Genomic DNA, 11817 nt, shown 5'->3' with positions numbered 1-11817 from the left:
GGCATTTGACCGTGTGAAGCAAGGTTCCGTCAAGGTTGACGGAACGTTCGCTTAACCAACCCCCTGTAGACCGGACAGCAGTGGACGAACGTGAGCGTGGAGGCTCCGGAATGAACTATCCTATGCGTATCCTCCAGGGATTGAAGCTGGCCGCAGTGGTGGCAATCGCGCTGTCGATGGGCGCCTGCGCCAACAAGAACGCGGCTATGGACGCCAATGGAAGCGCGGCGACGCCGGGCAGCCAGCAGGACTTCGTCGTCAATGTCGGCGACCGCGTGTTCTTCGAGAGCGACCAGACCGATCTGACCCCGCAGGCGATCGTGACCCTGGAGAAGCAGGCGCAGTGGCTGCAGACCTATCCGCGCTACTCCTTCACCATCGAGGGCCATGCCGACGAGCGCGGCACCCGCGAATACAACATCGCGCTCGGCGCCCGGCGCGCCCAGTCGGTGCGCTCGTTCCTCGCCTCGCGCGGCATCGATCCGAACCGCATGCGCACGATCTCCTACGGCAAGGAGCGGCCCGTCGCCGTCTGTAACGACATCTCCTGCTGGTCGCAGAACCGGCGCGCCGTCACCGTGCTGAACGCGAGCTCGTAACGCGTCCAGTCAGCTGCCGTTCAGCTTCAGAATTGGATGATCCGGCGCCCTCGCGGGCGCCGGTTTCGTTTCAGCGATCTGTGACAGAAACCCCTTTGTGGCAGTCACATTTTTGGCGTACTCCACTTCAATGTGTGGCGCGTCGAAGGTTCCGTCGCAGGCCATTTCGCTTTCGTCGTCAGGGCAAGATGTCATCCAGATTTAAGGTTCTTACCGGCACTGCGGCGATCGCCGCGCTGCTCTCCTTGTGCTCGCCCGTGGTCTTGAGCTCGCCTGTCCTGGCGCAGTCGATCATGGCGCAGTCGGATGACGATCCCGAGATGCGGATCGAGCGGCTGGAGAACCAGCTGCGCCAGCTCACCGGCCAGAACGAAGAGCTGCAATATCGCAACCGCCAGCTCGAAGAGCGCCTGCGTGCGCTCGAAGGCGGCGCGCAAGCCGCCCCCGGACAGGCGCCGGTCCAGCCCAATGTCTCCGCCGCGCCGCCCGCGCAGATCGCTCCTCCTGCCTATCGTCAGCAGCAGCAGGCGGCGCAGCCCAAGTACGAGCAGCCGCAGAGCGCTGCGCCCGCGCCGATCGTTCAGGAGCAGCCGGCGCCCGGCGCCCCCGGCACGCGCCGCCGCGGCGATGCCTTCGACCCCAACCAGAACCCGAGCGCGCCCGGTGCGCCGCGCGCGCTCGGCGGCGGCCAGCAGCCGATGCCGGCAACCGGTCAGGTCGGCGCCCCCGGCGGCCGCAACGCCGGCGAGCCGATCGATCTCGCCAACACCAGCCCGCGCTACCAGCAGGGTGTGCCGCCGGCCGCACAGCCCGGCTATCCCCCGGCGCAACAGGGCTATCCCGCGCCATCAGGCGGCGCAGGCTTGACGACGCTGCCGCCCTCGGCAACGCCGCGCGACGAGTTCGACCTCGGCATCGGCTACATGCAGCGCAAGGACTACGCGCTCGCCGAGCAGACCATGAAGAATTTTGCGCAGAAATATCCGAGCGACCCGCTGCTCGGCGATGCGCAATACTGGCTCGGCGAGAGCTATTACCAGCGCCAGCAATATCGGGACTCCGCGGAGGCCTTCCTCGCCGTCACCACCAAATACGACAAGTCGGCCAAGGCGCCCGATGCACTGCTGCGGCTCGGCCAGTCGCTCGCGGCGCTGAAGGAGAAGGAAGCCGCCTGCGCCGCCTTCGGCGAGGTCGGCCGCAAATATCCGCGCGCCTCGGCCGGCGTCAAAGCCGCGGTCGACCGCGAGCAGAAGCGGGTGAAGTGCTGATCCGCTGACAAAGCGGATGGCATTGCGCTAAACAGTCGATCCATCCGCGGACGATTGCAGCGTCATGTCAGACGACGACAATTCACCGATCTCGGCGCGCGAGGCGAAGCAGCTCTTCGCCGGGCTGAAGAGCGCACCCGCGCTGGTGCTCGCGGTTTCCGGCGGCCCTGACTCGGTTGCGCTGATGTGGCTCGCGGCGCGCTGGCGGCGCAGCTTTTCGCGCGCTCCTCGTCTCCTTGTCGTCACCGTCGATCACGGCCTGCGTCCGGAAGCCGCGCGCGAGGCGCGCGAGGTCAAGCGGCTCGCGGCCGAGCTCGGCCTGCCGCACCGGACCCTGCGCTGGCGCGGCGAAAAGCCGAAGACGGGACTGCCCGCGGCGGCGCGCGAGGCCCGCTACCGCCTCCTCGCCGAGACCGCGCGCAAGGCCGGCGCGAGCCATGTGCTGACCGCCCACACCCGTGACGACCAGGCCGAGACTTTGCTGATGCGGATGCTGCGCGGCAGCGGATTGGCCGGATTGTCGGCGATGGCGCGTCTGTCGACGCGCGACGGCATCGTGCTGGCCCGCCCGCTGCTCGACGTGCCGAAGTCGCAGCTGATCGCGACGTTGCGGCGGGCGAAGATCGGCTTCGCCGACGATCCCACCAACCGTGATGCGAATTTCACCCGGCCGCGGCTGCGCGCGCTGCTGCCGCAGCTCGCGGCCGAGGGCGGCGATGCCCGCATCCTGGCGCGGCTTGCGAGCCGGCTCGCCCGCGCCAATGCGGCGGTCGAGGTGCTGGCCGACGGCGCCGAGCGCTTCCTTCGCCTGCGGGATCGCGGCGATGCGTCGCAGGCAGCTGGCCGAAGCTTCGAGGCTTCGGCCTTTGCCCTGCTTCCGGAGGAAGTCCGGCTGCGGCTCCTGCTGCGGGCCATCGACGCGCTCGGTCATGAAGGGCCGGCGGAACTCGGCAAGGTCGAAACCCTCCTGGCCGCGCTCGATCGGGCCATCGCCGCTGATCGGCCGGCAAGCCGCCGTGCACCCGCAAATGGCCGTGCGATCCTGAAGCAGACCCTTGCGGGAGCCTTGATCAGCCTTGCCGGGGGGCGTATCCACATCGCGCCGGCGCCGGCCCGGCGGTCCAAAGGCCGGTGAGAGCGGATCATGACACCGGCCGTTTCCCGCCGTACCGCGTCAGGACACCTTAACCAGGCAGGAAAAACCCCGGCCAGCTCGCCATTATTTCAGCGGGAATCGCTCTAAGATGGGATAAATAGTCCCATCTCGTTCCCTTGGCAGCGACGGGGGCGGCACCTAGATTGTATACGTCTAACGATGGGGATTCCTTGGGGATTTCCTCGCATTGCCCACGGTAACTGGGCCAGATAAATGGGCAAATAGCTCCCGAAGGATCAGGGCCGCGATCCGCGCGACCACGAAGGAAGATCGATGAACGCCAATCTGCGCAATTTCGCCCTCTGGGTCATCATTGTCTTGCTGCTATTGGCGTTGTTCACGCTCTTCCAGAATCCGGGTCAGCGCGCCTCCTCGCAGGATATCGCCTTCTCCCAGCTCTTGAGCGAAGTTGACCGCGGCAATGTGCGCGACGTCGTGATCCAGGGGCCGGAGATTCACGGCACCTTCACCAATGGCTCAAGCTTCCAGACCTATGCGCCGAGCGACCCGACGCTGGTGAAGCGCCTCTATGACAGCAAGGTCCAGATCACCGCGAAGCCGCCCGGCGACAACGTGCCGTGGTTCGTCTCGCTGCTGGTCTCCTGGCTGCCCTTCATCGCTCTGATCGGTGTCTGGATATTCCTGTCGCGGCAGATGCAGGGCGGCGCCGGCAAGGCGATGGGCTTCGGCAAGTCGCGCGCCAAGATGCTGACCGAAGCGCATGGCCGCGTCACCTTCGAGGACGTCGCCGGCGTCGACGAGGCCAAGCAGGACCTCCAGGAGATCGTCGAATTCCTGCGCGACCCCGGCAAATTCCAGCGCCTCGGCGGCCGCATTCCGCGCGGCGTGCTGCTGGTCGGCCCTCCCGGCACCGGTAAGACCCTGATCGCGCGCGCGGTCGCGGGCGAAGCCAACGTGCCGTTCTTCACCATTTCGGGTTCGGACTTCGTCGAGATGTTCGTCGGCGTCGGCGCCAGCCGCGTCCGCGACATGTTCGAGCAGGCCAAGAAGAACGCGCCCTGCATCATCTTCATCGACGAAATCGACGCGGTCGGTCGTCACCGTGGCGCCGGTCTCGGCGGCGGCAATGACGAGCGCGAGCAGACGCTGAACCAGCTGCTGGTCGAGATGGACGGCTTCGAGGCGAACGAGGGCGTGATCCTGATCGCCGCGACCAACCGCCCCGACGTGCTCGATCCCGCGCTGCTGCGTCCGGGCCGCTTCGACCGTCAGGTCGTGGTGCCCAATCCCGACGTCGTCGGCCGCGAGCAGATCCTCAAGGTTCACGTCCGCAAGGTGCCGCTGGCCCCGGATATCAACCTCAAGACCATCGCGCGCGGCACCCCGGGCTTCTCCGGCGCCGACCTGATGAACCTCGTGAACGAGGCCGCCTTGACCGCCGCCCGCCGCAACAAGCGGATGGTGACGCAGGCCGAGTTCGAAGAGGCCAAGGACAAGGTGATGATGGGCGCCGAGCGCAAGTCGCTCGTCATGACCGAGGAAGAGAAGCTGCTGACGGCCTATCACGAGGGCGGCCACGCCATCGTCGGCCTCAACGTGCCGGCGACCGATCCGATCCACAAGGCGACCATCATCCCGCGCGGCCGTGCGCTCGGCATGGTCATGCAGCTGCCGGAGCGCGACAAGCTGTCGATGTCGCTGGAGCAGATGACCTCGCGCCTCGCCATCATGATGGGCGGCCGCGTCGCCGAAGAGCTGATCTTCGGCCGCGAGAAGGTCACCTCCGGTGCCGCCTCCGACATCGAGCAGGCCACGCGCCTTGCCCGCATGATGGTGACGCGCTGGGGCCTGTCCGAAGAGCTCGGCACCGTCTCCTATGGCGAGAACCAGGACGAGGTCTTCCTGGGCATGTCGGTGTCGCGGACGCAGAACGCTTCTGAAGCCACGGTCCAGAAGATCGACTCCGAGATCAAGCGCCTGGTCGAGGAAGGCTACAAGGAAGCGACCCGCATCCTCACCGAGAAGCACGCCGACCTCGAAGCTCTGGCCAAGGGCCTGCTCGAGTTCGAGACGCTGACCGGCGACGAGATCGTCGACCTGCTCAAGGGCAAGAAGCCGAACCGCGAGTCCGTGCTCGAACCGACCACGCCGCGCGCCTCCGCCGTGCCCCCGGCCGGCAAGTCGCGCCCGCGCCCCGATCCGGACCCCGGCCTGGAGCCGCAGCCGCAGGCCTGATAGCGGAGCGGTCAATCGAATTGAAAAACGCGGCGGAAACGCCGCGTTTTTTTGTTGCCGAGATTGATGCAGTTGCGCCCGAGACTCAGGTCTCGTGCCCCGGACGCGGTGCGGCGCGAAGTGCCGCTCCGCAGAGCCGGGGCCCATGTCTCTGCATCCTGCCGTGTCGCTTTCTGGGTTCCGGCTCTGCGCAGCATTGTTGCACGCTGCAGCGCGTCCGGGACACTGGAGTGTCGCGCGCCGTCACCACGAACTCCGTCATTGATGCAGTTGTGCTCGCAACAACAACAGCCTTGTAGGGTGGGCAAAGGCGCGCAGCGCCGTGCCCACGATCTCTCGCAGTCACAACGGAAGTGGTGGGCACGCTTGCGCTTTGCCCACCCTACGATATCTCACTTCGGCGCCGCATCTCGGCGCCCGAGAAACCGCAACACATCATCACTGAACTGCTCGGGATCCTGCAGGAACGAGAAGTGGCTGACCTCCGGCTGGATCAAGAGGCCGGCTCCCGGAATGTTCGCCGCCATGAACTCGGTGTTCTCGCGCTTGATCGCCTCGTCGTGGTCGCCGTCGACGATCCAGGTCGGGACCTTGATCGCCGCGAGGTCCAAGGCCGTCCATTTCGGCTGGCTCTCCCACATTTTCGTAATCTCGGCGACGAAGCTCTTGTAGTCCGTCGGCGTCGGCGAGAGGCGCTTGTACTCTTCGCCGGCCCGCGCGATGTAGGCGTTGAAGACGTCGCTCGAGGCGATGTCCGCAACGCCCGACGGATCGGAGTTCGCGGCGAAGGCGAACAGCCTGCTCACCCGCTCCGGGTGCTTCATCGCGATGTCGAGGCCGATGATGGCGCCGTCGCTCCAGCCGACGATCGCGGCCTTCTTGATCTTCAAGTGGTCGAGCAGGGCGACCACGTCCGAGGCCATCAGATCGTAGCCGTAGGGCTCCTGGTTGCGGCTGCTGCGCCCATGCCCGCGGCTGTCCATGACGATGACCTGATAGCGGCCTTGCAGCGCGCGGACCTGGTGGCCCCAGTAACTCGCGTTGGCGAGGCCACCATGCAGCAGCACGACGGGCTCGCCGCGGCCAAACATGGCGTACCAGATCTTCACCCCGTTGACGGGCGCGAGGCCGCTCTGCGCCGCCTTCGGCAAGGTCGGCGTCGGCGGCAGATTCAGCCATCGCGGCGCCGCATGCGCCGCGCCGAGCGAGATCGTGACGAGAAGCGCGGCGAAGAGATTGCGAAGCAGCATGATGTGTATTCCTGTTGGCGATCGGTCGTAGGGTAGGCAAAGGCGCACGCGCCGTGCCCACCACTCCTACGCCGTGCGCGCGATGGTCGGCACGCTTCCGCCTTCGCTCTTCGAGCTACGGCGAGACAAGTCGCTTTGCCCACCCTACGATAGCCGTCACTGATAATGATTGGAGTTCGCCGCAATGTCATGGCATGCTCCCTTCAAATAAAGGTGCGGCGTAATCGCACCAACAAAGGGGAGGGGAAGCCGATGCGCTTTGCGAGGGCATTGGGCGTGCTTGGCGCCGTTTCAATTGTAACATTGCCTGCCGCTTCCATCGCTGCCGAGATGCGCGGCGTCACGCCAACCGAAATCAGGATCGGCCAGACCATGCCCTATAGCGGGCCGGTGTCGGCCTTCGGCGCGCTCGGCAAGGGCGAGGTCGGCTATTTCAAGATGCTGAACGAGAAGGGCGGCATCAACGGCCGCAAGGTCAACCTGATCTCGCTCGACGACAGCTATGCGCCGCCGAAATCGGTCGAGCAGACCCGCAGGCTGGTCGAGAGCGACGAGGTCGCGCTGATCTTCTCCTCGATCGGCACCGCCCACAACACGGCGATCGCAAAGTATCTGCAGAGCAAAAACGTACCGCAGCTGTTCATCGGCTCCGGCGCCTCGAAATTCGCCGACATCGCACAATATCCGCAGGCGACGATGGGCGTGCAGGCGCCGTTCCGCTACGAGGCACGGCTCTATGCCCGCTATGCGCTGGCGAAGAATCCCAACGCGAAATTCGCCGTGATCTCGCAGAACGACGATTACGGCCGCGATTATCTCGCCGGCCTCAAGGACGTGCTCGGCGAGAAATACGATTCCGTCGTCACCAATGCCACCTACGAGATCCAGGATCCGACCATCGACTCGCAGATCGTCAAGCTGAAGGCCTCAGGCGCCGACGTGTTCGTGATCGCGGCGACGCCGAAATTCGCCGCGCAAGCCATCAGAAAATCCTTCGAGATCGGCTGGCGTCCGATGACGTTCCTCTCCAACGTCGCGGTGTGGGTCTCGACGGTGATGGAGCCCGCAGGGCTGGAGGCCGGCACCGGCATTCTCTCCACCGCCTACGTCAAGGACCCCGACGATCCCGCCTGGAAGGATGATCCCGGCGTCAAGGGCTGGCGCGAGTTCATGACGAAGTATGTGCCCGAGGCCGATCAGCACGACACCAACTACGTCAATTCCTACAACAGCGCGATGGCGCTGGAGGCGGTGCTGAAGGCCTGCGGCGACGACCTCTCGACCGAGAACATCCTGAAGCAGGCCTATGCGATTCGTGATCTCGAACTGCCGATGTTGCTGCCCGGCATCAAGGTCAACACCAGCCCGATCGATCACGTCCCGGTCGACCAGATGCAGTTCATGCGCTTCAACGGCAAGAGCTGGGAGCGTTTTGGCGAACTGCAGACGGGGAATTGATTCCGCGTTGGCGCGCAACGCGGAGCTTGCCGCGTTGCATAAGCAAACGACTCTTTCTGTGTTTGAACGGTCAGATCACGCCCGGTGGCGAATCTGGAGCCCGGCGAGCTTGTCCTACACATCATCTCGATCCACTTCCCATCGCGCCGGCCGCACGCTGCACCGGTCAATGATGGAGATCGACGATGACTGGACTGAAAATCCTCGCTGCCGTGGCTGTGCTGTCGGCCCTGACTGCAACCACCGCCTATGCGCAATCCGGTTTTGCGAGCAGTCATCCGGATACGTACGAAGCGGAGAACCCCAATCGCAACCTGAACGGCACGCTGACGCCGGCGGGCCGGCGCGGCCTCGAATTGCCGGACGGCGCGGCAGGCGTGGGCAACGTCCTGGCGCGCGCTGACGGCGCTATGTCGCGTTCGTGCGCCGCGCGCTTCCGCTCGTTCGATCCGGCGACGGGCACCTATCTCGGTTTCGACGGCAACCGCCATCCCTGCAGGTAACAGGACGCGCGGCGAAGGTGCTTTTCCTCCCCCTTGCGGGGAGGGCTACCGCATATGGCCCAACAGCTTGGGGCACTGAAGCTTCCACAGCGTCATGGCCGGGCTTGTCCCGGCCACGGCGATGTGCCGGGAGTAGCCGCAGCTCCGGTTTTGGTAGGGGCATCAAAGTCTATTCTTGGTCGCTTGATCTAGATCAATGGAGAAGCGGAATCGCGAGACTTTCTGCTTGGTACCCGCTGCTGGATGGGTCGTGCGGCAATCACCGACGACACACCGCGATGCGCCAGAATCCGGGGAGAGAGCATGAGCATGCAGCCCGGTAGAACTGTCGAAACCGCACGCCACCTGCACTACGTTCTTCGCGTGGGAGGCCCGGAGCCACGGACGCCGATGCTCGATTCGGTGGAGAGCTGGAACTGGGCGGTACGGATTTCGGTCGTCGGGCTGTTCGTCCTCGCTCTGGCCGGCATCGCCTACAGCATGGCGAGCGTAGTTGTGCCGGTGCTGTTGGCGTGGGTGATTGCCATGGTGCTGCTGCCTGTGGTCGACGGCCTCGAGCGACGAGGTTTGTCGCGTCCGCTCACATCGACTGTCCTGGTCTTCCTCCTGATCGCGAGCATGGTGGTGATAGTCGGGGTCCTGACCGTTCCGCTGACCTACTGGGTCGGGCGGACGAGTGAACTTGGTGTGCTCCTCAAGGAACGCCTGCAGACCTTGGGAAATCCGCTCGCGTTCTTCGAGGAGATCGGCAACGCGCTCTCGCAAGTGACCGGCGAGGACCAGAGCGCGAGCGCCGTCAACCTGTCCTCTCCCAATATTGTAACTGCCATCCTCTCCGTCCTGACGCCTCTGGTCAGTCAAGCCCTGATCTTTGTCGTCGCGCTGGTCTTCCACCTGATTTACCAGCGCGATATTCAGAGTGGGATGCTACTGCTGTTCCAGAATCACAGTGCGCGCCAAACAGCAACGGACATTCTCAAGGATATTCAGGTCAACACGTCGATCTATTTCGGCACGTTGACCGTCGTGAACATCTGTCTCGGGATTGCCGCCACGGTGCTGACCTGGCTTGTGGGGCTGCCACATCCGTTCCTGTGGGGCATGCTTGCGGCGGTACTGAACTTCATACCCTATCTGGGTCCCGCGACCATCATCGCGACGCTGTTCGTTGTCGGTCTCATTGCGTTTTCCGCGCTCAGTCATGCAGTCATCGCGCCGATCGCCTATCTCGGCATCACAGTACTGGAGGGGCAAGTCATCACGCCGACCCTCATCGGTCATCGGCTCACGATCAATCCATTCCTCGTTTTCCTCTCCATCGCTTGCTGGACCTGGATGTGGGGACCGGTTGGCGCGTTCCTGGGCGTGCCCATTCTCTTGTGCGCGATGGTGGCGTTGCGTCGGCTGTCATCGACAGGCAGCGAGAACTCCGCCCTACTCACGGCTGCTGCGGATGGCCAAGCGATCTGATGCTTCGCGCAGTTGCTGCTCCGTATCAAATCTTGCTAGCGATCTGACGCATTTCCTGCGCCGAAGGGGCCAATGTCGGGTTGGGGTCAAACGGAGACGGCCGGCTTGCCAGCGCGAGCCTGCACCTCACCCGGAAGCTGACATCACGCTTTTGCGCGTCCGCGTCCTAAAGCCCCGTCTTCATTTCGGCAGCTCCGCCGCAGCCCCGTCTGCCTTCTCCCGCACATGGACCACAGCGATGTCGTCGTGATAGACCCGCTTCCAGCCCTTGAGCTGGTCGAGGATCTCCGGGCCCGGCGCATCGGCGACCAGGATCGTCGCGTCGATCTTGGCCTCGTCGAGCAGGCGCGGCAGCAGCGCGGGCTTCTTGCCTTCGGTTGCCTTGAAGAAGTCCATGACGAATTTCTCGCCATAGAGCTCGGCGCGCCCGTCGACATAGACGGGGATGTCGCGCGAGATCAGGTAGCCGCCGAACTGATAGGCGTTGAAGACGCGCTTGGCCCCAAGCTTCTCGAGCAGGTCGGCCGCCGCGACCGGCGTCTGCGTCATCGTGAAGGTGAAGCGGTGGTGGCTCATGTAGAGCGCGGTCGTGGTCCAGCTCGCGGCCACGATCATCAGCGCGCCTGCTGCGGTGACATAACGGGCTGGCCCGCGGTCGGCGCCGGCGGCATCGGCGGGCGGGCGCGAGAACATCTCGCCGAGCGGCTTTGCCAGCACCAGCGGCACCAGGAAGGCGAATGCCTCGATGCTCCTGACATGGGTCAGCGCGCTCCAGGTCAGGAACAGGATCAGGAAGATCCGGGGCGCCGAGAGCACGATGCCGCGGTAATAGCCGAGCGCGATCAGGCCGAGCAGGGCGCCCTCGAACGCGGTGAAAGTAGCAAAGTTCGCCGGCATCCATTCGAAGATCAGCGTGAGCAGCTCGCCGAGGCTGAGGATGTTGGTCGCGCCCATCAGCGTGCGCCAGCCATAGGGCGTGCAGCAGCTCGCGATCAGCGCGGCGATGCCGAACAGCACCCAGCGCACGAACAGCGAAAGCCGCTGTCCTTTCTCGGCATGCTCGACCGCTTCGAGCGAGATCGGGCCGATCAGCGCGAGGCCCAGCACGAAGCCGCCATGCAGATTGGCCCACAGCGCCATCAGCGGCAGCCAGGTCCAGGATGGTGCGCTCCTGCGGTCGGCCGCCGACATCAACAGGCCGACCCAGGCCACCATGACCGGCAGCGCCAGGATATGCGGCCGCGCCAGCACGTGATGGATCGACAGCATCAGCGCCAGCATCGCGAACAGCACCGCGCGCGGCGCCTCGATCTGCGCATCGAGCAGGTAGACGAACACGGCGACCGTGAGCGCCATCCCGATCGCGGTCAGCATCACCGGTCCGGCCCAGTTCCATTGCGCATAGGAGAAGGCGAACAGGACCTGCGACAGCCACGACGTCGAGATCCACGGCGCACCGGTCCGCGTGAAGGAATAGAGATCGGTGTACGGCACCGCGCCGTGATCGAGGATCCATTGCCCGATCTTGATCTGCCAGAACGAGTCGGAGTCCTGAAGCAGCGTGTCGCCAACATAGAGGAAGAACAGATAGGCGCCGGCACCGGCGCACAGCGGCACCAGGGCGCGCGCGCGGCTCTGCACCGCGATGCTGTTGGCGAAGGAAAGGGACATGCCGCCTCGTCGTCCTGCTTGTTCTTGTTGGAGCGGGCGGCATTGGACCATGGCCGGTCATAACTTGGGGTAAATCCGTGAGGCGGCCTTCGCCGCAAATGCCGGCAATTTAACCGATTGTTTTCAATTCCCCTTTACCATCGGCCAATACGCGCAAACCGCTCCGTGTTTACGCAGCCAAGTTAACTGCGACGCAAGTCTTTGCCTCTACGTTTGGTTCCATGGTCGGGCGGCGCTGGGAAGCCG

9 protein-coding genes are annotated in these 11817 nt (G+C 64.8%); 7 read left to right on the top strand and 2 right to left on the bottom strand.

The window, feature by feature from the left end; genetic code table 11:
* Window positions 1–110: 110 nt before the first annotated feature.
* The 4 genes from pal to ftsH all read left to right on the top strand — a co-directional run bounded on the left by pal (window position 111) and on the right by ftsH (window position 5219).
* Window positions 111–599 carry a peptidoglycan-associated lipoprotein Pal gene (gene pal / locus BRAGE_RS0132515; protein WP_027561057.1) on the top strand — a complete coding sequence of 163 codons (489 nt, stop codon included), beginning with the start codon at window positions 111–113 and terminating at the stop codon, window positions 597–599.
* Window positions 600–787: 188 nt separating this feature from the next.
* Window positions 788–1867: a tol-pal system protein YbgF gene (gene ybgF, locus BRAGE_RS0132505; RefSeq protein WP_027561056.1), complete on the top strand. Its 1080-nt coding sequence runs from the start codon at window positions 788–790 to the stop codon at window positions 1865–1867.
* Window positions 1868–1931: 64 nt separating this feature from the next.
* Window positions 1932–3002 carry a tRNA lysidine(34) synthetase TilS gene (tilS, locus tag BRAGE_RS0132500; RefSeq protein ID WP_027561055.1) on the top strand — a complete coding sequence of 357 codons (1071 nt, stop codon included), beginning with the start codon at window positions 1932–1934 and terminating at the stop codon, window positions 3000–3002.
* A gap of 294 nt (window positions 3003–3296) precedes the next feature.
* Window positions 3297–5219 carry an ATP-dependent zinc metalloprotease FtsH gene (ftsH, locus tag BRAGE_RS0132495; protein ID WP_027561054.1) on the top strand — a complete coding sequence of 641 codons (1923 nt, stop codon included), beginning with the start codon at window positions 3297–3299 and terminating at the stop codon, window positions 5217–5219.
* A 392-nt stretch (window positions 5220–5611) separates the two neighbouring features.
* Here ftsH and BRAGE_RS0132490 read toward each other — a convergent pair whose 3' ends face one another.
* Window positions 5612–6469: an alpha/beta fold hydrolase gene (locus tag BRAGE_RS0132490; protein ID WP_084334533.1), complete on the bottom strand. Its 858-nt coding sequence runs from the start codon at window positions 6467–6469 to the stop codon at window positions 5612–5614.
* Window positions 6470–6721: 252 nt separating this feature from the next.
* Between BRAGE_RS0132490 and BRAGE_RS0132485 the strand changes: the two genes are divergently transcribed.
* The 3 genes from BRAGE_RS0132485 to BRAGE_RS0132475 all read left to right on the top strand — a co-directional run bounded on the left by BRAGE_RS0132485 (window position 6722) and on the right by BRAGE_RS0132475 (window position 9900).
* On the top strand, window positions 6722–7927 hold the full coding sequence (locus BRAGE_RS0132485) for an ABC transporter substrate-binding protein (protein ID WP_027561052.1): 1206 nt from the start codon (window positions 6722–6724) through the stop codon (window positions 7925–7927).
* A 185-nt stretch (window positions 7928–8112) separates the two neighbouring features.
* Entirely contained in the window at window positions 8113–8430 is a 318-nt protein-coding gene (locus tag BRAGE_RS0132480) for a BA14K family protein (protein WP_027561051.1), read from the top strand.
* 303 nt (window positions 8431–8733) lie between these two features.
* Window positions 8734–9900 carry an AI-2E family transporter gene (locus BRAGE_RS0132475; RefSeq protein WP_159073939.1) on the top strand — a complete coding sequence of 389 codons (1167 nt, stop codon included), beginning with the start codon at window positions 8734–8736 and terminating at the stop codon, window positions 9898–9900.
* Between the two features lie 180 nt (window positions 9901–10080).
* Here the strand turns inward: BRAGE_RS0132475 and BRAGE_RS0132470 are convergent, their stop codons facing one another.
* Entirely contained in the window at window positions 10081–11571 is a 1491-nt protein-coding gene (locus BRAGE_RS0132470; protein ID WP_027561049.1) for a hypothetical protein, read from the bottom strand.
* Window positions 11572–11817: the final 246 nt, after the last annotated feature.

Origin of the sequence: Bradyrhizobium genosp. SA-4 str. CB756 (assembly GCF_000473125.1) — a bacterium.
GTDB classification, from domain to species: Bacteria; Pseudomonadota; Alphaproteobacteria; order Rhizobiales; family Xanthobacteraceae; genus Bradyrhizobium; species Bradyrhizobium arachidis.
This window is presented reverse-complemented; position numbering and strand designations above follow the sequence as displayed.

Bases quoted from the DNA above. Each gene is read 5' to 3' on its own strand.
- pal (WP_027561057.1), top strand. From the start codon at position 111: ATGAACTATCCTATGCGTATCCTCCAGGGATTGAAGCTGGCCGCAGTG.
- ybgF (WP_027561056.1), top strand. From the start codon at position 788: ATGTCATCCAGATTTAAGGTTCTTACCGGCACTGCGGCGATCGCCGCG.
- tilS (WP_027561055.1), top strand. From the start codon at position 1,932: ATGTCAGACGACGACAATTCACCGATCTCGGCGCGCGAGGCGAAGCAG.
- ftsH (WP_027561054.1), top strand. From the start codon at position 3,297: ATGAACGCCAATCTGCGCAATTTCGCCCTCTGGGTCATCATTGTCTTG.
- BRAGE_RS0132490 (WP_084334533.1), bottom strand. From the start codon at position 6,469: ATGCTGCTTCGCAATCTCTTCGCCGCGCTTCTCGTCACGATCTCGCTC.
- BRAGE_RS0132485 (WP_027561052.1), top strand. From the start codon at position 6,722: ATGCGCTTTGCGAGGGCATTGGGCGTGCTTGGCGCCGTTTCAATTGTA.
- BRAGE_RS0132480 (WP_027561051.1), top strand. From the start codon at position 8,113: ATGACTGGACTGAAAATCCTCGCTGCCGTGGCTGTGCTGTCGGCCCTG.
- BRAGE_RS0132475 (WP_159073939.1), top strand. From the start codon at position 8,734: ATGAGCATGCAGCCCGGTAGAACTGTCGAAACCGCACGCCACCTGCAC.
- BRAGE_RS0132470 (WP_027561049.1), bottom strand. From the start codon at position 11,571: ATGTCCCTTTCCTTCGCCAACAGCATCGCGGTGCAGAGCCGCGCGCGC.